The organism is Pseudomonas sp. TE3899 (genome assembly GCF_056279105.1).
In genome coordinates this window covers 1,031,834-1,053,459 of the sequence record NZ_JBWBQR010000001.1, presented here as the reverse complement: position 1 = coordinate 1,053,459, position 21,626 = coordinate 1,031,834, and the positions used below count along the sequence as shown (strand labels likewise).

At 61.5% G+C, this 21,626-nt stretch carries 18 protein-coding genes; 8 read left to right on the top strand and 10 right to left on the bottom strand.

Features of this window, described 5'->3' with window-relative positions:
* Window positions 1–139: 139 nt before the first annotated feature.
* Window positions 140–1,951: a monovalent cation:proton antiporter-2 (CPA2) family protein gene (locus tag ACZ89E_RS04830; RefSeq protein ID WP_463257658.1), complete on the top strand. Its 1,812-nt coding sequence runs from the start codon at window positions 140–142 to the stop codon at window positions 1,949–1,951.
* Between the two features lie 142 nt (window positions 1,952–2,093).
* Here ACZ89E_RS04830 and hcnC read toward each other — a convergent pair whose 3' ends face one another.
* From hcnC to ACZ89E_RS04805, 5 genes are all read right to left on the bottom strand, one after another.
* The gene (gene hcnC, locus ACZ89E_RS04825; protein ID WP_476254985.1) at window positions 2,094–3,353 is read right to left on the bottom strand and encodes a cyanide-forming glycine dehydrogenase subunit HcnC; all 1,260 of its coding nucleotides are present in this window, start codon (window positions 3,351–3,353) and stop codon (window positions 2,094–2,096) included.
* The gene (hcnB, locus tag ACZ89E_RS04820; RefSeq protein ID WP_476254984.1) at window positions 3,346–4,755 is read right to left on the bottom strand and encodes a cyanide-forming glycine dehydrogenase subunit HcnB; all 1,410 of its coding nucleotides are present in this window, start codon (window positions 4,753–4,755) and stop codon (window positions 3,346–3,348) included. The genes hcnC and hcnB overlap by 8 nt, the downstream gene beginning before the upstream one ends.
* Complete coding sequence (gene hcnA, locus ACZ89E_RS04815; RefSeq protein WP_149661350.1) at window positions 4,752–5,066, bottom strand: cyanide-forming glycine dehydrogenase subunit HcnA; 315 nt, start codon at window positions 5,064–5,066, stop codon at window positions 4,752–4,754. Before hcnA ends, hcnB begins: the two co-directional genes overlap by 4 nt.
* 240 nt (window positions 5,067–5,306) lie before the next feature.
* On the bottom strand, window positions 5,307–5,846 hold the full coding sequence (locus tag ACZ89E_RS04810; RefSeq protein WP_476254983.1) for a hypothetical protein: 540 nt from the start codon (window positions 5,844–5,846) through the stop codon (window positions 5,307–5,309).
* A 371-nt stretch (window positions 5,847–6,217) separates the two neighbouring features.
* Window positions 6,218–7,156 carry a hypothetical protein gene (locus ACZ89E_RS04805; RefSeq protein WP_149661348.1) on the bottom strand — a complete coding sequence of 313 codons (939 nt, stop codon included), beginning with the start codon at window positions 7,154–7,156 and terminating at the stop codon, window positions 6,218–6,220.
* Window positions 7,157–7,466: 310 nt separating this feature from the next.
* Here ACZ89E_RS04805 and ACZ89E_RS04800 point away from each other — a divergent pair, with 310 nt between their 5' ends.
* The gene (locus ACZ89E_RS04800; protein ID WP_476254982.1) at window positions 7,467–8,150 is read left to right on the top strand and encodes a response regulator transcription factor; all 684 of its coding nucleotides are present in this window, start codon (window positions 7,467–7,469) and stop codon (window positions 8,148–8,150) included.
* Window positions 8,128–9,522 carry a sensor histidine kinase gene (locus ACZ89E_RS04795; RefSeq protein WP_149661346.1) on the top strand — a complete coding sequence of 465 codons (1,395 nt, stop codon included), beginning with the start codon at window positions 8,128–8,130 and terminating at the stop codon, window positions 9,520–9,522. The genes ACZ89E_RS04800 and ACZ89E_RS04795 overlap by 23 nt, the downstream gene beginning before the upstream one ends.
* A 1,444-nt stretch (window positions 9,523–10,966) precedes the next feature.
* Here ACZ89E_RS04795 and ACZ89E_RS04790 read toward each other — a convergent pair.
* The 3 genes from ACZ89E_RS04790 to ACZ89E_RS04780 are packed head-to-tail and all read right to left on the bottom strand — an operon-like array spanning window position 10,967 to window position 13,216.
* Window positions 10,967–11,377, bottom strand: a complete 411-nt coding sequence (locus tag ACZ89E_RS04790; protein ID WP_476254981.1) for an SRPBCC family protein — start codon at window positions 11,375–11,377, stop codon at window positions 10,967–10,969.
* A 28-nt stretch (window positions 11,378–11,405) separates the two neighbouring features.
* Complete coding sequence (locus ACZ89E_RS04785; protein ID WP_476254980.1) at window positions 11,406–12,203, bottom strand: SDR family NAD(P)-dependent oxidoreductase; 798 nt, start codon at window positions 12,201–12,203, stop codon at window positions 11,406–11,408.
* Entirely contained in the window at window positions 12,200–13,216 is a 1,017-nt protein-coding gene (locus tag ACZ89E_RS04780) for an aldo/keto reductase (RefSeq protein WP_476254979.1), read from the bottom strand. Before ACZ89E_RS04780 ends, ACZ89E_RS04785 begins: the two co-directional genes overlap by 4 nt.
* 120 nt (window positions 13,217–13,336) lie before the next feature.
* Here ACZ89E_RS04780 and ACZ89E_RS04775 point away from each other — a divergent pair, with 120 nt between their 5' ends.
* On the top strand, window positions 13,337–14,236 hold the full coding sequence (locus ACZ89E_RS04775) for a LysR substrate-binding domain-containing protein (protein ID WP_476254978.1): 900 nt from the start codon (window positions 13,337–13,339) through the stop codon (window positions 14,234–14,236).
* Window positions 14,237–14,376: 140 nt separating this feature from the next.
* On the opposite strand, the gene ACZ89E_RS04770 is transcribed toward ACZ89E_RS04775, so the two are convergent.
* Entirely contained in the window at window positions 14,377–14,511 is a 135-nt protein-coding gene (locus tag ACZ89E_RS04770; protein WP_372242366.1) for a hypothetical protein, read from the bottom strand.
* 155 nt (window positions 14,512–14,666) lie between these two features.
* The gene (locus tag ACZ89E_RS04765) at window positions 14,667–15,605 is read right to left on the bottom strand and encodes a cyclase family protein (protein WP_475268971.1); all 939 of its coding nucleotides are present in this window, start codon (window positions 15,603–15,605) and stop codon (window positions 14,667–14,669) included.
* A gap of 533 nt (window positions 15,606–16,138) precedes the next feature.
* On the opposite strand from ACZ89E_RS04765, the gene ACZ89E_RS04760 reads away from it, so the two are divergent.
* The 4 genes from ACZ89E_RS04760 to ACZ89E_RS04745 all read left to right on the top strand — a co-directional run bounded on the left by ACZ89E_RS04760 (window position 16,139) and on the right by ACZ89E_RS04745 (window position 21,604).
* Window positions 16,139–16,435, top strand: coding sequence for a hypothetical protein (locus tag ACZ89E_RS04760; protein WP_476254977.1), 297 nt, complete (start codon window positions 16,139–16,141; stop codon window positions 16,433–16,435).
* Window positions 16,436–16,708: 273 nt separating this feature from the next.
* Window positions 16,709–19,429: a magnesium-translocating P-type ATPase gene (mgtA, locus tag ACZ89E_RS04755; protein ID WP_476254976.1), complete on the top strand. Its 2,721-nt coding sequence runs from the start codon at window positions 16,709–16,711 to the stop codon at window positions 19,427–19,429.
* Window positions 19,430–19,613: 184 nt separating this feature from the next.
* A complete protein-coding gene (locus ACZ89E_RS04750) occupies window positions 19,614–21,263 on the top strand; it encodes a Na/Pi cotransporter family protein (RefSeq protein WP_476254975.1) in 1,650 nt (549 codons plus the stop codon).
* Window positions 21,251–21,604, top strand: coding sequence for a DUF2493 domain-containing protein (locus tag ACZ89E_RS04745; RefSeq protein WP_476254974.1), 354 nt, complete (start codon window positions 21,251–21,253; stop codon window positions 21,602–21,604). Before ACZ89E_RS04750 ends, ACZ89E_RS04745 begins: the two co-directional genes overlap by 13 nt.
* Window positions 21,605–21,626: the final 22 nt, after the last annotated feature.

The window sequence follows — 21,626 nt, the reverse complement described above, 5'->3', positions numbered from 1 at the left end:
GCAGATTGATCAGCTTATCCTATGAATGTAACCAATTGATGCGAATTGTAACAACTGTACCGCTAAGCTTTGCTGACGCATCCGGTTACAGCCTTTATCCTTGGCCCCCCATGCCGTACCGAGTCTTTGGAGTTTTGCCATGCCCCATGAAGGCAACTTGTTGCAAGCCGCTGTCGTGTTTCTGTTCGCGGCGGTGCTCACCGTGCCTTTGGCCAAGCGTCTGCAATTGGGCGCGGTGCTGGGTTATCTGTTTGCCGGGGTGATCATCGGGCCGTCGGTGCTGGGCTTGATCGGCAATCCGCAAAGCGTCAGCCACATCTCGGAACTGGGGGTGGTGTTGCTGCTGTTTATCATCGGCTTGGAGCTGTCACCGCGACGATTGTGGGTGATGCGCAAATCGGTGTTCGGCGTCGGGCTGGCGCAGGTGTTGCTGACGGGGTCGGTGATTGGCGCGCTGGCGTTGTTTGTATTCGGCCAGAGTCTGAATAGCGCGATTGTGCTGGGCCTGGGTCTGGCGCTGTCGTCCACGGCATTCGGTTTGCAAAGCCTGGCCGAGCGCAAGGAACTGACCAGCCCCCACGGGCGGCTGGCGTTCGCGATTCTGTTGTTTCAGGACATCGCTGCGATCCCGTTGATCGCCATGGTGCCGCTGCTGGCCGGCGGTGATCACACCAGCAGTGCCGCCGAGGACTTGAATCACGGTTTGCGGGTGCTGGGCAGTATCGCGGTGGTGGTGATCGGCGGGCGTTACCTGCTGCGGCCGGTGTTCCGGGTGGTGGCCAAGACCGGCCTGCCGGAAGTCTCCACCGCCACCGCGTTGCTGGTGGTGATCGGCACCGCATGGCTGATGGACCTGGTCGGCGTGTCGATGGCGTTGGGCGCGTTCCTTGCCGGGTTGCTGCTCGCGGACTCTGAATACCGCCATGAGCTGGAAGCGCAGATCGAGCCGTTCAAGGGTCTGTTGCTGGGGCTGTTCTTCATCAGCGTCGGCATGGGCGCCAACCTGAGCCTGCTACTGAGCGCGCCGGTCGCCGTGTTGGGGCTGACCCTGCTGCTGATCGCGATCAAGCTGCCGCTGCTGTTTGTCGTCGGACGCCTGGCCGGTGGCTTGGGCAAGGTCAGTGCGATTCGCCTCGGCATCGTGCTGGCGGCCGGTGGTGAATTTGCGTTCGTGGTGTTCAAGATCGGTCGCGACCAAGGTTTGTTCGAGCCGCGCCTGTACGACTTGCTGGTGCTGACGATTACCTTGTCCATGGCGGTAACGCCGCTGTTGCTGCTGCTGTGCGCGCGGCTGTATTCGCCAAAAGTGCAGCCGGTGGTGGTGCCGGAGAAATTCCGCGAAATCGACACCGACGCCCCACGCGTGGTGATTGCCGGCATGGGCCGCATGGGCCAGATCGTTGCGCGGATCCTGCGGGCGCAGAACATCAAGTTCGTGGCGTTGGACACGTCGGTGGAAACCATCGAACTGTCCCGCAGCTTTGGCGGCGTGCCGGTGTTCTACGGCGACCCGATGCGCCCGGAAATCCTCAGTGCGGCCAAGGTCGAGCAGGCGGAATACTTCGTGATCGCCACCGACGACCCGGACACCAACATCAAGACCGCCGAGCTGGTGCACAAGCTCTACCCGCACATGAAAATCATCGCTCGGGCGCGTAACCGTCAACACGTACACCGCTTGGTCGACCTTGGCGCCGAAGCGATTCGGGAAACCTACTATTCCAGCCTGGAAATGAGCCGGCGTACGCTGGTGGGCCTCGGGCTGACCCAGGCCCAGGCCGATGCGCGGATCAAACGCTTCAAGCATCACGATGAACAAGTGCTGGAAGCGCAGCATGCGATTTACGACGATGCGGCGAAGGTCCTGCAGAGCGCGCAGGAAGCGCGGGCCGAGTTGGCCAAGTTGTTTGAAGCGGATCAGTTGGAAGAACAGGAATCGGGTAAGGCTTGATCCTGACCTGATCGCCTGATCGTTCCCACGCTCCGCGTGGGAATGCCTCAAGGGACGCTCCGCGTTCCAGCTCTCGATTTGGGACGCGGAGCGTCCCGGGCTGCATTCCCACGCAGAGCGTGGGAACGCTCATCGCCAGGCGTCAGGCCAGTTCCCGTTCTTTCACTTCAACCCCGGCCTTCACCTCGAACCGATCCGCCAAAAACGGCGTGATGTCCAGCGGCAACGGCTCATTGTTCACCAGCCTATCCAGCAACACCCCGGTAATCGCCGACGTCAGAATCCCCGTGCGGAAATGCCCGCAGGCATTGAGATAGCCTTCCACACCCTGCATCGGCCCCAGAATCGGCAACTCATCCGGCGAGCCCGGACGCAAACCGGCCCAGGTGCGCTTGAGGTTGACGTCGGCCAGTGCCGGAATGCAGCGCACCGCGCCTTGCACCAAACCGGCGATTTCCGGGTAGGTGGTGGTGACGTCGAAGCCTTTGTCCTCGGTGGTGCTGCCGATCAGGATCTCGCCGTTGTCCTTCTGCGCTACGTAGCAATCGCTGGTGGTCAGGCAACCGCGCAGGATCTTCGGCATGCGCTCGGTCAGCAGGATCTGGCCTTTCACCGGGTTCACCGGAATGCGAATACCGGTGGCCTGTTCGCTCAAGTCCGCCGCCCAGGCACCGGCGGCATTGATCAGGGTGTCGCAATGAAACACCCCGGCCTCGGCGGTTTGTACCCCGGTCACCCGCGAACCATGGTGCAGCACCCCGGTGACGTTGGTGTTGAAGTACATGTCCACGCCGTTCTGCCGCGCGCCTTCGGTGTAGGCGTCGGCCAGGCGGAACGGGCTGACCTGGTGATCGCACAGGAACTCCAGCGCGCCCCTCGCCTCGTGGCTGACACTCGGCTCGGCTTCGCGCAACGCGGCCTGATCGAGCCAACGGATCTGGTCCGCCAGGTGCGGAATGCAGGCAACGATGTGCTCGGCGTAGAGCCGGTCTTCATCGTCGTAGATCACGAACTTCAGCCCGGTTTTCTCGAACTTGAAATCCATCCCGTGGTTGTCCTGCAATTCCTTGTGCAGCGCCGGGTACAGGGCGTTGGACTGCAAGGCGAAATCGAAGAACGAATCCGGCAGGATGTGCGGCGTGCTGGAGTCGACCACCACCGCCGAGCCGTGGGCTTCACGCTTGCGGTTGGCCGACATCATGCGAAAGAAGATCACCCCGCAACCCAGCCCTACCGACTCGCCGATGGCCCACAAACCGCCAGCCGAGGCCCGGGTCGCGTTGCCCGGGCGCTTGGCGTCGATCAGCGCGACCTTGAGGTTTTTGCGCTTGGACAGTTGATAGGCGCAGGACGCCCCGATCACACCGCCGCCGGCGATGACCACGTCATAGAACTTACTCATGGTTGGCGCCCTCCGTGGCGGCGTTGTGAAAGGCTGAAAACGGAATCGGATCGATGGGGAAGCGCGGGCGCAACCAGCCCACGTCCTGACGCCCGGTGGCTTCGCGCAGGCGGTCGCTGCAATAGCCGACGCACATCCGGCCCTGGCAGTCGCCCATGCTGACGCGGGTGCGCATTTTCAGGCTGGCCATGTCTTGCACGCCCTGCGCAAGCGCCCGGTCGATGTCGGCGCGGGTGGCGTGTTCGCAACGGCAGATCACCGTGTCGCTGGCGGGCAATGCGGTCTGCCCGGCGCCACGTTCGGTGTAGCGGTCAACCGCGGCGCGAAAACGCACGATCGACTTGAGTTTCGACAGGCAGCGATCGCGCCGGACCAGTGCCAGTTCGGTGTCCAGCACGCCCCGTTGCTGCAGGATCGACAGCGCTGCGATCCGCCCGGCCAGCATCGCCGCTTCGCCACCGCGAATCCCGCCCATGTCCCCGGCCAGGTGCACCTGCGGCTCATTGCTTTGCTGCCAGCTATTGGCGCTGGCTCGCAAATAGCCGTCATCGCTGAAGCCGTGGTTCAGGCCCATTTGCTGACTGAGTTGGGTGCGCGGAATAAAGCCATAGCCGACGGCCAGGGTCTGCGCGGCAATCTGTTCGGCACGGCTCAGGTCCGGCACCCATGTGCTGGAATACGGCGCCACGGTGACCGATTTCAACTCGGTATCGCCCTGGGCCTCGACCACGCCCCAGCCGTAATACATCGGGATGCCGTGCAGTTTGAGGAACGCCAGCATGCTCAAGCCATCGAGGAACAGCTGCGGTTTGTTCAGCAGCGCCAGGCTCTCCCGGGCGATCTTGCCGAACGCGCACGCCTCGTAGACCCCGGCGACGGTGACCCCGGACGCGTGCAACTGACACGCCACCAGCGGCAGCAATGGACCGGTGCCGGTAATCACCACTGGCCCTTGGGGCTTGACCACGCCACTCTTGATTTGCAGTTGCAGGCCGCCCAGCAGGATCACGCCGGGCAAGGTCCAGCCAGGAAACGGTACGCTGCGCTCATGGCAACCGGCCGCCAGCAACAATTGCGGGTACTCGATTTCGTGCAAGTGCTCGTCGGCATCCAGCACCACCAGCGCACGCGTGCCTTCGGCACCGACCACCCGATGATTGAGCCGCACATCGATCAGGCCCGCGTGCGCCTGGAATTCGCCATGCAATTTGCCCAGGACTTCGGAATAGCGCGGCCCCAGGTAATCGAGCTGCACGCCATCGCGTAACGGTCCGCGATAGACCACGCCGCCGAGCCGCGAAGCTTCTTCAAGCAAAATGCTGCGCACGCCATGCCGGGCCAGTTCAATGGCCGCGGCCATGCCCGCCGGCCCGCCGCCGACGATCACCGGATGCAGGTTCATAAAACCTCCTGCTCGGCGATGCGATTGACCTGGGTTTCGACGGTCATGCCGTCACGTACGACGGTCTGGCAGGCGCGGCGCTTGTGCCGGCCGTTGATTTTCACCAGGCAGCATTGGCACACGCCCATGCCGCAATAGGCCCCGCTGATTTGATCGTGATCGTTGCGAGCCACTTGGCGCAGGCCAAGGGATTGAATGACCGTGAGGACGGTTTCGCCGATGGCGGCGCTGACCGCTTGGCCGTTGATGTGCAAAGTCATGTCCGCCCGGACCAGCGGCTGGATATCGAAGGTTCTGTCTAAGCGTTGCATTGCGATGTTCTTCCGTGAAAGTTTCAGGGTTCGACAGCTCCATGCTGCACTACACCTTGCCGGCCAACTGATACACACACAATGAGGAGGTCTGCATGGGTACTCCGACAGCGCATAAGCTGCGCACCAAAGCACTGTAGTCGATGCCGCAGCGAGGGCCTGGATCTTTTACGGTAAGCGATATTTCGCTTCGAAATATTGATCCACGCCAGTGAAAGCCCCCCCACTGCATGCCGTGCGTCAGTTGGAAAACACGTACTGACCCTTGATTTTTTTCGGCCCGAAAAAAGCCAGGTCCGGGAACAGCTTCATCTTCAGGTACAACACGAAATACACCATGCCCAGGGTGATGCCGGCGCCGATCAGCGTGGTCAGCGGGTCTTCGGCAAAGTCCTTGAACAGGCGCGACGACTGGCTGAGGGAAAGCACGATATAGACGGTGTAGAACTGCGCCAGGTTCTTGTAGAAACCATAGGCGAACCACAACGGGATGAGCCCGGCGAACAAGGTTAAAAACACTGTGGTCTTCGGCCCGATCGTCGATCCCAGCAAGAATCCCACCACCGCGCCGAGCACGGCCTGGGCCACCGTGAGCACAATCAGTATCATGAGCTTGCGCCGATGCTGGCGGTTGAGCGCCGGATCCGGGTGCGCGCCGATCCAGTAAGCCAGCACCCGATCCTTGACCGCCCCGCCAGAGAACGTCTTGAACGTCTCGGTCCGCGACCGCCCGGCGTCGAGCATGGCCAGCAGTTGCCGTTTGATTTGCTTCTTGTCCACTTACTTCTCCCTGATACAACACAACAATAAATGTGGGCGCGCGCTTTTGTGGCGAGGGGCTTGCCCCCGTTCGGCTGCGTAGCAGTCGTAAAACCGTCCTATGCGGTACATCTGATCCACCGCGATGGCAGGTTTCAGGGCTGCTTCGCACCCCAACGGGGGCAAGCCCCTCGCCACAAAAGCCCGCGCCTACAGGTATAAGTCCTGTTACATCTTGCCCCAGAAAGCAAAACGCCGCTTCTACCAGAGGCAGAAGCGGCAGAGGCATGAGCCTCAGAGGATCAGTGCATGAACAGGGCGATCAGGATAATGATCGGGATCGGCACGCCGAGAAAAAACAAAAGTAATGAGCGCATGATGATTCTCCTGGGTTAGCGAACAGGTGGCACGGTGGTGGTGGTGACGTAGGCATCCGATTCCAGATACACCACGGCATCCCGGCGACGACCGCCGTAGGTTGCGGCAAGGCTGGCGAAGAACGCACCGGCCAGCAGCGCGATGAACATCCACAACGCGGTCCAGGCAGCGACTTTGGCGGCGGTGTCGGCCGCTTGTTGGGCGGCAAGCTTGGCGTCGGCAATGGCTTTCTGGGTGCGGGCGTAGACTTCATCGACACGGCGCTCGGCATCAGCCTGAGTCAGGTTGGTGCGTTGGGCGACCAGTTGCGCGAGGTAGGTCCGGTCTTCTGCGGACAGGCCGTTGTTGCTCAGGCTGCGCGCAAAGATGCGGGTCACGGTGCCACGGGCGGCGTCATCGCTGACGGCGGCTGGGCGATCATCGCGGAACAGGCTATCGACGAAGTAACCGTACTGGTCACTGCTGGTGTTGGCAGCGGCCGTGCCGGCAGCTGCGGTCATGGCCGTTGCAGCGCCACCGGCGACACTCGCCCCGGCCTGCACACCACCACTGACGATACTGCTGACCGAACCGACCACCAGGGTTGCGGTCACCAGGGTCGCCACGCACCAGGCGAGGAAGCCATGGGCAGTGTCACGGAAATAGACTTCATCGCCGTGCATGTTGGCCCACTTCACCCGCAAGCGACCGGCAATGTAGCCGCCGAGCCCGGAAGCCACGATTTGCGTAACCGCCAGCCAAACGATGGTGGAAATGCCCAGGCCCTTGGCGCTGACGCCCTCATTGGCCCACGGTGAAACAGCGGAAAAGCCCAGGCCGAAGCCGAGCAATACCAGAATCAGCGACAACGCGGCGGCTGCAGCAGCCCCGGCGAAGATCGCGCCCCAGGACACGCCCGAGAGCGTGCTCGATTCATCTGCGGCAGGATAAAAACCCTCAGAAGATCTATTCATTATTGTTCAGCTCCAGGCATGAAAGATGTTGTTACAACTCGTCGAAAGAGGAATTGCAGACACCGTGCCAGTCGCCGACTTTAAATAAATCGTTCTATATCAACAGGTTAAAAATAATCCAAATCCTAGGACCATGCATTTTGCAAGAGCGGCTTAATATCAGCGGGTTTTATGCATTGGGCGCCAACCTGCAAAAAAACGCCGCAGATGCAAGGTTCCTCAACCAACATGAAAGTTAATTTAATAAGCCGCGCGTATTTCTTGGCAAAATGCCCTCATTCTGTAATGAACCGCATAGCAGGCCCGCCCTATGACCCGCATCTTGACCATCGAAGACGACGCCGTGACCGCCCGGGAGATCGTGGCTGAACTGAGCAGCCACGGCCTGGACGTGGATTGGGTGGACAATGGCCGCGAAGGCTTGGCGCGGGCCGTCAGCGGCGACTATGACCTGATCACCCTCGACCGCATGCTGCCGGAGCTGGATGGCCTGGCCATCGTCACCACGTTGCGGACCATGGGCGTGGCCACACCGATTCTGATGATCAGCGCTCTCTCCGATGTCGATGAACGCGTGCGCGGCCTGCGCGCCGGTGGCGACGATTACCTGACCAAACCCTTTGCCACCGATGAAATGGCGGCGCGGGTGGAAGTGCTGCTGCGTCGCCAGAGCAACGTCAGCACCCAGGCCACCACGCTGCGGGTGGCGGACCTGGAGCTGAACCTGATCAGCCACGAGGCCAGCCGCGACGGTGAATTGCTGACGCTGCTGCCCACTGAATACAAACTGCTGGAATTTTTGATGCGCAACACCGGGCAGATCCTGTCGCGCATGATGATTTTCGAAGAGGTCTGGGGTTATCACTTCGACCCCGGCACCAACTTGATCGACGTGCACATCGGCCGCCTGCGCAAGAAGATCGACCCGCCCGGCAACGTCCCGTTGATCCGGACTGTGCGAGGCTCGGGGTATGTCATTGCTGAACCCCTCTAAAGGCTGGCGCTCTTCCAGCAGCCGATTGCTGGCGCTCTACAGTTCCCTGTTCGTGGCCTGGAGCGGGATCCTCATGGGGGTCATGTATTACGAGGTCTCCGGCTACCTGGACAACCTGGCCAAGCACTCGCTGATGCAGCGCCAGCACCTGTTCTCGCGCTTCCAGGGCGAACAACTGGTGGATGCCCTCGCCGCCAGCATGACCTTCGACATCCGTGGCATCGACGCCTATGGCCTGTTCGACGCCCAGCATCGCTACCTCAGCGGCGCCCTGCGCGATATTCCGGCGGATTTGCCGCTGGATGGCCGTATCCACATGCTCGACAACTGCGCCGAGTCCGACGACCCGACCCTGCCCGCCGACAGTTGCGACGCCGTGGCCACCCCGACCCTCGACGGTCGCTGGCTGGTGCTGGTGCGCGACAACGGTTCGTTGTTCGCCGTGACCCAGATCATCCTTCATGCGTTGTTCTGGGGCGTGTCCCTGACCATCCTCCCCGGCATTGCCGGTTGGCACCTGTTGCGCCGCCGCCCGCTGCGGCGCATCCGGGCGATCCAGGCCAGCGCCGAAGCCATCGTCGCCGGCGACCTGACCCACCGCTTGCCGCTGTCCAACCGCCGCGACGAACTGGACATGCTCGCCGCCATCGTCAACGCCATGCTCGAACGCATTGAGCGCCTGATGAATGAAGTCAAAGGCGTGTGCGACAACATCGCCCACGACCTGCGCACCCCGCTGACCCGCCTGCGGGCGCAGCTGTACCGGATCCAGCAACAGGCCGGCGACGGCTCGCCGCTGGCGGTGCAGCTGGATTCGGTATTGGCCGAAGCCGACACCTTGATGGCACGGTTTCGTGGGTTGCTGAGGATTTCCGAGTTGGAAGATCGGCAGCGCCGTTCAGGGTTTGTGCAGTTAGATCCGGTGCCGCTGTTACGGGAACTGCATGACTTTTATCTGCCCTTGGCGGAAGAAGGCGAACTGGTTTTTCACCTGCAACTGCCTGAAGTCTTGCCGTCATTGAATGGCGACCGGGCGTTGTTGTTCGAGGCCATTGCGAACCTGCTGAGCAACTCGATCAAATTCACCCCGCCCGGAGGCGAAGTGATCTTGCGCGGGCTCAACCAGGGCGGGCATACGCGGATTGAAGTGCTCGACTCCGGGCCGGGTATTGCGCCGTCGGAACGGGAAGCGGTGTTCCAACGGTTTTACCGGGCCGAGGGAGGGAATCAGCAGAGTGGGTTTGGCTTGGGGCTGTCCATCGTTGCGGCGATTGTCAACCTGCACGGCTTTACCCTCGACGTCGGCACCAGCGACAGCGGCGGCGCACGGTTGGCGCTGGATTGCCGGCAAAGCCTGATTCCCCAGACCTGACGCGAACATCGAGCCCCCCGTAGGAGCGAAGCTTGCTCGCGAAAGCGTCGTGTCAGTCGACATCTGAATTGACCGATACTCCGCGTTCGCGAGCAAGCTTTGCTCCTACAGGGGTTGGCGGCGCGTATTAGCTGATCGTTCCCACGCTCCGCGTGGGAATGCAGCCCGGGACGCTCCGCGTCCCTTTCCAGAGCTGGAACGCGGAGCGTCCCTTGAGGCGTTCCCACGCAGAGCGTGGGAACGATCGTGACCAATGTAGGAGCGAAGCTTGCTCGCGAAAGCGTCGTGTTAGTCGACATCTGATTTGACTGATACTCCGCGTTCGCGAGCAAGCTTTGCTCCTACAGGGGTTGGCGGCGCGTATTGGCTGATCGTTCCCACGCTCCGCGTGGGAATGCAGCCCGGGACGCTCCGCGTCCCTTACCAGAGCTGGAACGCGGAGCGTCCCTTGAGGCGTTCCCACGCAGAGCATGGGAACGATCGTGACCAATGTAGGAGCGAAGCTTGCTCGCGAAAGCGTCGTGTCAGTCGACATCTGAATTGACCGATACTCCGCGTTCGCGAGCAAGCTTTGCTCCTACAGGGGTTGGCGGCGCGTATTGGCTGATCGTTCCCACGCTCCGCGTGGGAATGCAGCCCGGGACGCTCCGCGTCCCTTTCCAGAGCTGGAACGCGGAGCGTCCCTTGAGGCGTTCCCACGCAGAGCATGGGAACGATCGTGACCAATGTAGGAGCGAAGCTTGCTCGCGAAAGCGTCGTGTCAGTCGATATCTGAATTGACTGATACTCCGCGTTCGCGAGCAAGCTTTGCTCCTACAGGGGTTGGCGGTGCGTATTGGCTGATCGTTCCCACGCTCCGCGTGGGAATGCAGCCCGGGACGCTCCGCGTCCCTTTCCAGAGCTGGAACGCGGAGCGTCCCTTGAGGCGTTCCCACGCAGAGCATGGGAACGATCGTGACCAATGTAGGAGCGAAGCTTGCTCGCGAAAGCGTCGTGTCAGTCGATATCTGAATTGACTGATACTCCGCGTTCGCGAGCAAGCTTTGCTCCTACAGGGGTTGGCGGTGCGTATTGGCTGATCGTTCCCACGCTCCGCGTGGGAATGCAGCCCGGGACGCTCCGCGTCCCTTTCCAGAGCTGGAACGCGGAGCGTCCCTTGAGGCGTTCCCACGCAGAGCATGGCAACGATCGTGACCAATGTAGGAGCGAAGCTTGCTCGCGAAAGCGTCGTGTCAGTCGACATCTGAATTGACTGATACTCCGCGTTCGCGAGCAAGCTTTGCTCCTACAGGGGTTGGCGGCGCGTATTGGCTGATCGTTCCCACGCTCCGCGTGGGAATGCAGCCCGGGACGCTCCGCGTCCCTTTCCAGAGCTGGAACGCGGAGCGTCCCTTGAGGCGTTCCCAGCAGAGCATGGGAACGATCATGCAGGTGCTGTGGGGGCTTAGGCCGGGTAGTTGGCCCGCAGGGCTTCGAGGCCGCCCTTGTAGATCCCGTCAAACAACGCTTCCACTTCCGCATCGGTCACGCCTTTGGCGGTAAACCGGCCGGACCAGGTCACCCGAGCGCCCTGCCCTTGGGCTTCAACTTGCAACGTCGCCAGGTAATCAGTCGCCGGGAACGGCGCTTCCTCAATCGAATAGCTGTAGGTTTTCGCCCCGTTGTCGAACGCTTGCAGACGCTCAACCACCACCGCGCCGTCCGCCGTTTGCAGACTGCGCACGCGCCCGCCTTCGCTCAGCTCGCTTTTGACAATGAACGGTAGCCAGTCCGGCAGCGAGTCAAAGCCGCCGATCAATTGCCAGACCTGGTCGGCCGAAGCCGGAATATCGATAGTCGCTGATGCAGTTGCCATAAATACGTTTCTCTCTGTGAATTCAGGTTCAGATAGCCATGCTGTCGACGACACCGCCATCGACCCGCAACGCCGCGCCAGTGGTGGCCGAGGACAGTGGCGAGGCGATGTAGGCCACCAGGTTGGCGACTTCTGCCACATCCGCTACGCGCTGGATGATCGAACTCGGGCGGGCCTTGCGCACGAAGGCGTCGGCTTCTTCCCGGGCGCTGCGGCCGGACTCGGCGGTGGCGTCCTTGAGCATCTGTTCCAGGCCGTCGGTGAAGGTCGGGCCGGGCAGGATCGCATTGACGGTGACGCCGGTGCCGGCCAGACGTTTGGCCAAGCCATGGGACACCGCCAGGTTGGCGCTTTTGGTCACGCCATAGTTGATCATGTCGGCCGGAATCGCCACCCCGGATTCCGAGGACAGGAAGATCACCCGGCCCCAACCGTTCTTGACCATCTCTGGCGTGTAGTGCCGAGCGAGGCGCACGCCGGAGATCACGTTGACTTCATAGAAACGCGTCCATTCACTGTCCGGCGCGTCGAAGAAATCCACTTCATTAAAGATGCCGAGGTTGTTCACCAGGATGTCCGCCCGAGGTTCGGCGGCGAACAGTTGCTCGGCGCCTTCAGCGGTGCCGAGGTCGGCGGTCAGGCCACGCAATTGCGCACTCGGCACGCTTAGACGAATGTCCGCCAACGCCTTCTCAACCTTGGCCGAGTCGCGGCCGATCACCACCACCGTGGCGCCGGATTCGGCCAGTGTCTTGCTGATGCCCAGGCCAATGCCGGCGGTGCTGCCGCTGACGATGGCGAGTTTCCCCGTCAGATCGATTTTCATGCCACACCTCCTGGCAATGGAGCCCGTTCGGAAATCAGCTCCGCGTCACGCAGTGCCTGCCAGAACGCCGCAGGAATCACCTCATTCAACGCGGCCACATCTTCAGCAATCCGATCAGGACGGCTGGAACCGGGAATCACTGCCGCCACGGCCGGGTTGGCCAAGGAGAACTGCAACGCCGCCGCTTTGATGCTCACGCCATGGGCCGCCGCAATTTTCTTGATCTGCTCGACCTTGCTGATGATCGCCGGGCTCGCCTTCTGGTATTCGAAGTGCGTACCGCCGGCCAGAATGCCCGAGCTGTAAGGACCACCGACCACGATTTCCACGTTCTGCGCCAGCGCCGAATCCATCAGGCGTTGCAACGCACGGTCATGGTCCAGCAGCGTGTAGCGGCCAGCCAACAGAAAACCGTCCGGCTGCGCTTCGGTCAGGTCCAGCGTCAATTCGCACGGCTCAACCTTGTTCACACCCAAACCCCAGCCTTTGATCACGCCTTCTTCGCGCAAACGAGTCAGCACTTTGAACGCGCCGGTGCGGGCCTGGTTGAAGTATTCCAGCCATTGATCGCCGTAGAAGTCCTGAGCGATGTCGTGCACCCAGACGATGTCCAGGCGATCGGTTTGCAGGCGCTTAAGGCTGTCTTCGATCGAACGCATGGTCGCGTCGGCACTGTAGTCGTTGACGATTTTGTTCGGGCGACCGTGTTCAAACACACCGGCCTTCTCGCCCAGATCACGGGCGGCGGTGTCTTCGACTTCGTCGAGAATCACCCGGCCGACCTTGCTGCTGAGCACGTAGTCGTCGCGGTTGTATTGGGACAGCGCGGTGCCGAGGCGAATTTCCGACAGGCCCGAACCGTAGAAAGGCGCGGTGTCGAAATAACGCACGCCGGCATCCCAGGCGGCGTGCACGGTGGCCATCGCTTCTTCTTCGGGGATGGCGCGGAACATGTTGCCCAACGGGGCGGTGCCGAAACCCAGCGTGCCGGGCAGTTTGTCTTTCAAGCTCATGGGTGATTCCTCTTGAGTGTCAGTGGTCAGCGCATGGGTGACCGTTGAGCAGATCGTAGATTGGCAGGATCGGACCGTCCAAGACATAATGCGCAGCACTTGAGTCCCTAGAGGTCTGACATGATCGACATCCGCCAATTGCGCTACTTCGTCGCCGTCGCCGAGGAAGAACACGTCGGTCGCGCCGCCGAACGCCTGCACATTTCCCAGTCGCCCCTGAGCCGGCAGATCGCCCAGCTCGAAGAACGCCTGGGCCTGACCCTGTTCGAACGCAGCCAGCAACGCATCCGCCTGACCCGCGACGGCCAGACCTTCCTCGCCGAAACCCGAGCCCTGCTGACCCACGCCAATCGCCTGGAATCCCTGGGCAAACGCCTGGGTCGTGGTGAAGAAGGCGGGCTGTGCATCGGCTACATTGAGAACGCCATGCATGCTGGCGTGTTGCCGAACGCCTTGCGCGTGTTGCGGGTGGACCGGCCGAACGTGCACGTTGCGCTGTACAACCTCAGCTCCGCCGAACAATTGGAAGGCCTGCGCCAGCGTAGTCTGGATATCGCCCTGGTGAGTGAGCCGCCCGTCAGTGATGACCCGGATTTGCTGGGTTTCCAGGTGCTGGATGACCCGATGCTGCTTGCTTTGCCGGAAGATCACCCGCTGGTTCAGCAGGCGATTTTGACGCCGGAAGACCTCGCCCATCAGGAATGGATCGGCGTGCAGCACCACCATAACCTCACTGGTCGCGAGAACTTCGTCAGCGCCTGCATCCGCGCCGGCTTCACCCCGGACATCCGCATGGAAGCCACCGGCCCCTTCACGGCATTGGCCCTGGTGGCCTCGGGACTGGGCATCGCCATGATCCAGAAAGGCCTGAGCCGCAACGCACCGCCCGGCGTGGTCCTGCGGGAAGTGCCATGGATTGGCTTCACCCGACCGCTGTGGGCGGCGTGGCACCGGATCAATCTGCGGCCGTTGGTGGAGACGTTCAGGAAGGTGCTGACGGAGCCCAGTTCTTCGCTGTAATGATCGTTCCCACGCTCCGCGTGGGAATGCCTCAAGGGACGCTCCGCGTTCCAGCTCTGAAAAGGGACGCGGAGCGTCCCGGGCTGCATTCCCACGCGGAGCGTGGGAACGATCAGTCCAGTGTCCGGCTCACTATTCGCTCAGCCAACGCCAGGCAACTGGTCAAACCCGGTGGGCAGCGCCTGCCCGGTGCTGGCGTCGAGGCTGCGTAACGTCTCGCGGCCCAAGGCGCTGCGCTGCCCGTCGATAAACTGCTGACCCAAAATAGCGGACATCAAAAAACTCCCGCGCCCGCGCTTGGCGGGCGATCACTCGAATTGAAGGGTTACGCCTGTGGCGCACGCTTCACTCTAGGGGTGGGGTCATGGGCAAACAAAGGACAACAACGGGCCAGGGGATGAGCGTTTGTCATCCCCTGGCCCGCGTGCCGTCAGTGAATCGCTACCGGGTTGATGTTGACCTGGGTCGAGCCCTTGTACAGCGGCTGGCCGAGGACAAACATGAACTCCCAGGCCTTGTCTTTGACCAGGGCGCGGCTGTCGATCAGCTCCAGGTTGTAGATGCCGTTCTTGGCCAGCATGTACTGGTTGACCGGGAACTCCTGGCCATCTTTGGCCGGGTAGATTTCCGAAGCCCAAGTGTCACCGCCGAACGCGACAATCTGCTTGTCCACCAGCCATTTCGCCGCCGCCATACCGATGCCTGGTTCCACGGCGAGGAACTTCGCGTTGTCCTTGCCCAGCAGCTCCAGCCAACCGGTGTTGAACAACACCACATCGCCTTTCTGGATGGTGATGCCTTGCAGGTCGAGGGCTTTCTGGATATCGGCGACGCTGAATTCGGTTTTTTCCGGGACGATCGGTGTGCCGTACACGGCGGTCATGTCCAGCACCACACCACGGGTGACGATCGGCGGGACTTTCTCGATGCCGAGTTTTTTCACGCCTTCGACGGTGACGAAATCGGCGGCGCGGTTGCCGTTGTAGTAGACGTAATCGATGCCGATATGGCCGATGCCGTTGAGCTGGGTGCCGACGCCGGTCCAACCCACCACCAGTTCATCGTTGAAGGTGAATTTGTTCGGGCCCATGGTCGTGCCACCCGCCTCGCCCGGCTGGACGTTGGTCAGGTTGAAACTGCGATGGCGGAAGGCCGGGAGGGTCTTGTCGATGGGTACGGCCAGCGGATACGTCTTGCCGGTCTTGATCAGTTTGGCGGCGTTGAGCACCGAGTCGGCGTTGAGCAGATTGAGCGCACCGATTTCATCGTTGGCGCCGTATTTCGAGGGGTACCATTTTTCCGCATCCGCAGCCTGGGCCGCGCTGAAGGTGAACAGCAAGGTGAACGGCAGTATCAAACGGTTGAGCATGGGGCGTCCTTGTGGGTTTCGAGTGGAACCCAAGGTACGCAGCCCGTCTGTGGGGAAACAGACAGGTATGGGCAATACATTAGTTCTGGATAGTCACGAATTTGTAGGAGCGAGGCTTGCCCGCGAAGGCGGCGCATCTATAACAATGATATCGACTGACACACCGCCTTCGCGGGCAAGCCTCGCTCCTACAGGGACCATCATTAACTGTCATTTACCTGAACAACTTCCAACTTCAATAATCGAATGCGAAGTTCCTCCATTCAATTGCACTTTAATCAAGTATTGAAGGTTGACTTCATCCACCGGCCTGAGTAAATTGCGCGGGCCGGTTTCACAGGCCTTTTTTCAACTCACAAAAGAATCCAATGGACACAGTATCTAGTCGCTGTCGGGCAACTGCGAATTCGCAGGACCTGGCACATAACCCAGAACATGACGGGACTCGACTTTGTGGTCGGGTGAGCTGCGCTAGAGCTTGATGCTCCACCGTAACTTGCCTCGCCGGCGTCAGTCCGGTCCAGAGGTATGTTATGAACTTCAACATCACTGTAATGCCCGGCGTACGCGCCTTTGCCTCGACCATGCGGGTCCGGCTCAGCCATGAGCGCCCGCAGGCAAACCGGGTTGTCGCCCCGTTTTCCAGCCCTTCCTCCCCTGCCACGGCCCCTCTGCGAGCCAACTGGCGTGTCTGCCCGATGACGGGTCGGCTTCAGCAACGCTGGAGCCTCGACGACAGCCAGGAACCACCGAGTCGGCGCATCGCGCGTCTGTTCCAAGAGGCGAGCCTGATGCTCGGCCTGTTCCTCGGAGCACGCACTTTCAACTGATCTGAAGGCACTTTAAAAGTCCTTCCTTTAACGTTTTCCTTCGTTGGAATTCGATAACTTCTTATTGCCTGTTAAATAGCGAGTTAGTTATGGACGAAGCCAGTAGACGGTTCGCTGCCCGTTATTATTCAAACAACGGCCAGCGAACATTAAACCCTGAAAACGCAACTATCAGAATCGATCGCCTATTGGCGGCTCGACATACGTGCGCTCGTCTTTGATTAGCTGAGGTGCCTGTGTGTCGTGCCGCGAATCGGCGGCAGGAGCACAGCTATGACCCTTGTAAAAACCGCAAAGAAAGCCACACAGGGTGCCAGCAACGACAACGCAAAACTGTCGATGCGCGCCGCCCGGGAAGCGCAAAACGGCTTGACCGTAACGCTGACCAACCTCAACGCCAGCACCGATGGCCTGACCGAACTCGAAGCCCAGGGCCGCCTGGCGCGCAACGGTCACAACGAAGTGGCCCACGACAAGCCGCCTCACGCCCTGATCCAACTGCTAAAAGCCCTGAACAATCCCTTCATCTATGTGTTGCTGACCCTGGCCGCCATCAGTTTTTTCACGGACTACTGGCTGCCAATCAGCAACGGTGAAGCGGAGGACGCCGACCTGACCAAAGTCATCATTATCATGACCATGGTCAGCCTCAGCAGCCTGCTGCGGTTCTGGCAGGAATACCGCTCGGCCAAGTCCGCCGAAGCCCTGAAAGCGATGGTGCGCACCACCGCCACCGTGCTGCGCCGCGAGCACAAGGACGGCAAGCCGCTGCTGCGCGAAGTGCCGATGCGCGATCTGGTGGCCGGCGACATCGTGCAGCTCAGCGCCGGTGACATGATCCCGGCGGACATCCGCCTGATCGAATCCCGCGACCTGTTTATCAGCCAGGCGGTGCTGACCGGCGAAGCGTTGCCGGTCGAGAAATACGACACCCTGGGCAACGTGGCGCAAAAGTCCGCCACCGGTAGCGCGACCGATCAATCCAACCTGCTGGACCTGCCGAACATCTGCTTCATGGGCACCAACGTGGTCAGCGGCACCGCCAAAGCGGTGGTGGTCGCCACCGGGGCGCGGACTTACTTCGGTTCCCTGGCCAAAGCCATCGTCGGCTCCCGGGTGCAAACCGCGTTCGACCGTGGGGTTAACAGCGTCAGTTGGTTGCTGATCCGCTTCATGCTGGTGATGGTGCCGATCGTGTTCCTGCTCAACGGCTTCTCCAAGGGTGACTGGGGCGACGCGTTCCTGTTTGCCCTGGCGGTGGCGGTCGGCCTGACCCCGGAAATGCTGCCGATGATCGTCAGCGCCAACCTGGCCAAAGGTGCGATGGCCATGGCCAAGCGCAAAGTGGTGGTCAAGCGCCTCAACGCGATCCAGAACTTCGGTTCGATGGACGTGCTGTGCACCGACAAGACCGGCACCCTGACCCAGGACAAGATCATTCTGGAGCACCACGTCGACAGCCAGGGTCGGCGCGATGATTCGATCCTCGAACTGGCGTGGCTCAACAGCCATCACCAGAGTGGCCTGAAGAATCTGATGGACCAGGCCGTGGTGCAATTTGCCAATGCGAACCCGAAGTTTCGAGTTCCATTCGCCTACAGCAAGGTCGATGAACTGCCGTTCGACTTCGTGCGTCGGCGCCTGTCGATCATCGTCAAGGACAGCCGCGACGATCATCTGATGGTGTGCAAGGGCGCGGTCGAGGAAATGCTCTCCATCGCCAGCCACCTCAATGAAAACGGTCAGGTGATTGCGCTGGATGAGCAACGGCGTAAAGACCTGCTGGCCTTGGCTAACGAGTACAACGAGGACGGCTTTCGGGTGCTTCTGGTCGCCACCTGCGAGATTCCAAAAGCCCGGAGCAAAAACCAATACAACACCGCCGATGAGCGCGATCTGGTGATTCGCGGTTTCCTGACCTTCCTCGATCCGCCGAAGGAAACCGCCGGCCCGGCCATTGCCGCGCTGCGGGACATGGGCGTGACGGTCAAGGTGCTGACCGGTGACAACGCCGTGGTCACTTGCAAAATCTGCCGCGAAGTCGGCCTCGACCCAGGCACCCCGCTGCTCGGCCAGGACATCGAGCACATGGACGACACCACGCTCAAGCTGCGGGTCGAAGAACGCACGGTGTTTGCCAAGTTGACGCCGCTGCAGAAATCCCGGGTGCTCAAGGCCCTGCAAGGCAACGGTCACACCGTGGGTTTCCTCGGCGACGGTATCAACGACGCCCCGGCCCTGCGCGATGCTGATGTCGGGATTTCGGTGGACAGCGGCACCGACATTGCCAAGGAGTCGGCGGACATCATCCTCCTGGAAAAGAGCCTGATGGTGCTTGAGGAAGGCGTGCTCAAGGGCCGCGAAACCTTCGGCAATATCATGAAATACCTGAACATGACCGCCAGCTCCAACTTCGGCAACGTGTTCTCGGTGCTGGTGGCCAGTGCGTTCATTCCGTTTTTGCCAATGCTGTCGATCCATTTGCTGCTGCAAAACCTCATGTACGACATCTCTCAGCTGGCGTTGCCGTGGGACAAGATGGACAAGGAATTCCTGCGCAAACCACGCAAGTGGGACGCGAAGAACATCGGCCGTTTCATGCTGTGGATCGGGCCGACCTCGTCGATCTTCGACATCACCACGTTTGCGTTGATGTGGTACGTGTTCGCCGCCAACAGCGTGGAAATGCAGAGCCTGTTCCAGTCCGGCTGGTTCATCGAAGGGCTGCTGTCGCAGACGCTGGTGGTGCACATGCTGCGCACGCAAAAGATCCCGTTCTTCCAGAGCACCGCAGCGTTGCCGGTGATCCTGGCGACCGGGGTGGTGATTGGCCTGGGCATCTACATTCCGTTCTCGCCGCTGGGCACATTGGTCGGCCTGGTGCCATTGCCATGGGAGTACTTCCCTTGGCTGGTGGGCACGCTGCTCAGCTACTGCGTAGTGGCGCAGACCATGAAGACGATCTACATCCGCCGGTTCAAGCAGTGGTTCTGATCGCCTGAACCCCACACTCTCTGTAGGAGCGAGGCTTGCCCGCGAAGACGGTCTGACATTCAACATTGTTGTCGACTGACATACCGCCTTCGCGGGCAAGCCTCGCTCCTACAGGTTTTGTGTTCACAGCCTCTTCGGCCTTCGGGTCTTCGATAAATGCAACACGAAATAAAGGAGAGTTCTCATGTCGGGAACGACTCTACTGCTCAACCTCGCGGGCGCCATCGCTCTGTTGCTGTGGGGCACGCACATGATTTCTTCGGCGCTGTTGCGCGGCTTCGGCACGCCGCTGCGCCACTGGATGGGTCGGCACCTGAACAACCGCTGGCTGGCCCTGCTCGCCGGCATCGGCATCACCGGCGTCTTGCAAAGCAGCACCGCCGTCAGCCTGATGGCCACCTCGTTCACCGCGGCCGGCACGTTGGGCCTGGCCCCGGCGCTGGCGGTGATGCTCGGCGCCAATATCGGTTCGACGCTGGTGGTGCAGCTGCTCAGCGCTGACATCTCGATACTGACGCCCATCGTTTTGCTGGCAGGGCTGATCATCTTCCGGCTGCGGGATGACTCACGTTTCGAGAGCATCGGCTGTGCGCTGATCGGCCTGGGATTGATGCTGATGGCCCTGCACAGGCTCGGCTCGACCTTGGCCGAAGTGGAAGCCACTCCAGTGTTCCAGCTGATCATGCAAAGCCTGGACGGCGACCTGTTGATCGCGTTGCTGGTGGCACTGATCCTCACCTGGCTCTGCCATTCCAGCGTGGCCGTGGTGTTGCTGATCGCCTCCCTCGCGGCGACAGGCATGCTCTCGGCCACCACCCTCGTCGCGTTGGTGCTCGGGGTAAACATCGGCGGTGCATTGCCGCCGGTGATCAATGCCGGATCGAGCGTCGGCCGGCGCCTGCCCCTGGGCAATCTGCTGGTTCGGGCGCTGGGCGCAGCGGCGGTGTTGCCGCTGGCCGGGTGGCTGGCGGCGCTGAACTTCGATCCGGCGGCGCTGGTGGTTTACCTGCACACCGGGTTCAACCTGTTGCTGGCGCTGGTGTTCATCGGCTTCACCGGGCCCATGGCCAAACTGCTGACTCGGCTGCTGCCGGAGCCGGCGCGGGATGTCGATCCGGGCATGCCGCGCTACCTCGATGAGGCCGGGTTGGAGATGGCCAGCATCGGCCTGTCCAACGCCGCCCGAGAAGCCCTGCGCATCGCCGACATGCTCTCGGCCATGCTGGCGCGCACGCTGCAACTGTTCCACACCTCGGCGCCGGCCTGTGCCGATGAGGTGCGGCGCATCGATCAATCCACCGACCTGCTCAGCGCGGCGATTCGTGCGTACCTGGCGGACATCGGCCAGGAAGGCATCAGCGACAGCGATGCCGATCGCGCCCAGGAAATCCTCACCTTCGTGATCAACCTCGAACACGCGGCGGACATTCTTTGCAGCAGCCTCACGCAATTGGCCATGCGCCGCTTGCGTCGTGGCGAGCACTTTTCGGTGTTCGAACTGCGCAACATCGCGCCGCTGCACGAAGCGCTGTTGGACAGCCTGAGCCTGGCGATCACCGTGTTCCTGCGCGAAGACATTGCCACCGCGCACCAGTTGATCAGCCGCAAGGAAACCGTGCGCCGCCTTGAAGCCGACGCCAGCCGCCAACACTTTCGCAAACTCCAGGAGGACAAAAACACCTGGGCCGAATCCGGCGACATCTTCCAGCGGGTGCTGCGCGATTACCGTCGCGTGCATCACCACATCGCCGCCCTCGCCTATCCGTTACTGGAACGGGCCGGCGAGCCGCTGGGCGATGATCAGGCCAACGAGGTCTCGCCATGCGCGTCCTGATCTGCGCCGGCCGCCATTACACCGACAGCCGCCAGTGCCGCCGCGTGCTCGACGCCTTCCAGCGCCTGCACCCGGTGCGGGTGTTGATTCACGGCGGCAATCAATACCTGGGCGCCGACATCGAGGAATGGGCCCGGGAACACGGCGCCGACCTCGTGCGCTACCCGCCCAACTGGCAGCGCCACGGCAAACTCGCCGAACGCCTGCGCAACCACTTCATGCTCCATGACAGCCGGCCCGATGTGGTCATTGCCCTGCCTGGCGGTGAAGACACCGAAGAACTGGTCGCCCAGGCTCGAGCGGTCGGGCTGCAAACCCTATCGGTGGCGGACCGCGATTGAGCGCTCCCACAGGGCAATGGCG

Bases quoted from the DNA above. Each gene is read 5' to 3' on its own strand.
- ACZ89E_RS04830 (WP_463257658.1), top strand. From the start codon at position 140: ATGCCCCATGAAGGCAACTTGTTGCAAGCCGCTGTCGTGTTTCTGTTC.
- hcnC (WP_476254985.1), bottom strand. From the start codon at position 3,353: ATGAGTAAGTTCTATGACGTGGTCATCGCCGGCGGCGGTGTGATCGGG.
- hcnB (WP_476254984.1), bottom strand. From the start codon at position 4,755: ATGAACCTGCATCCGGTGATCGTCGGCGGCGGGCCGGCGGGCATGGCC.
- hcnA (WP_149661350.1), bottom strand. From the start codon at position 5,066: ATGCAACGCTTAGACAGAACCTTCGATATCCAGCCGCTGGTCCGGGCG.
- ACZ89E_RS04805 (WP_149661348.1), bottom strand. From the start codon at position 7,156: ATGAATAGATCTTCTGAGGGTTTTTATCCTGCCGCAGATGAATCGAGC.
- ACZ89E_RS04800 (WP_476254982.1), top strand. From the start codon at position 7,467: ATGACCCGCATCTTGACCATCGAAGACGACGCCGTGACCGCCCGGGAG.
- ACZ89E_RS04795 (WP_149661346.1), top strand. From the start codon at position 8,128: ATGTCATTGCTGAACCCCTCTAAAGGCTGGCGCTCTTCCAGCAGCCGA.
- ACZ89E_RS04790 (WP_476254981.1), bottom strand. From the start codon at position 11,377: ATGGCAACTGCATCAGCGACTATCGATATTCCGGCTTCGGCCGACCAG.
- ACZ89E_RS04785 (WP_476254980.1), bottom strand. From the start codon at position 12,203: ATGAAAATCGATCTGACGGGGAAACTCGCCATCGTCAGCGGCAGCACC.
- ACZ89E_RS04780 (WP_476254979.1), bottom strand. From the start codon at position 13,216: ATGAGCTTGAAAGACAAACTGCCCGGCACGCTGGGTTTCGGCACCGCC.
- ACZ89E_RS04775 (WP_476254978.1), top strand. From the start codon at position 13,337: ATGATCGACATCCGCCAATTGCGCTACTTCGTCGCCGTCGCCGAGGAA.
- ACZ89E_RS04770 (WP_372242366.1), bottom strand. From the start codon at position 14,511: ATGTCCGCTATTTTGGGTCAGCAGTTTATCGACGGGCAGCGCAGCGCC.
- ACZ89E_RS04765 (WP_475268971.1), bottom strand. From the start codon at position 15,605: ATGCTCAACCGTTTGATACTGCCGTTCACCTTGCTGTTCACCTTCAGC.
- ACZ89E_RS04760 (WP_476254977.1), top strand. From the start codon at position 16,139: ATGAACTTCAACATCACTGTAATGCCCGGCGTACGCGCCTTTGCCTCG.
- mgtA (WP_476254976.1), top strand. From the start codon at position 16,709: ATGACCCTTGTAAAAACCGCAAAGAAAGCCACACAGGGTGCCAGCAAC.
- ACZ89E_RS04750 (WP_476254975.1), top strand. From the start codon at position 19,614: ATGTCGGGAACGACTCTACTGCTCAACCTCGCGGGCGCCATCGCTCTG.
- ACZ89E_RS04745 (WP_476254974.1), top strand. From the start codon at position 21,251: ATGCGCGTCCTGATCTGCGCCGGCCGCCATTACACCGACAGCCGCCAG.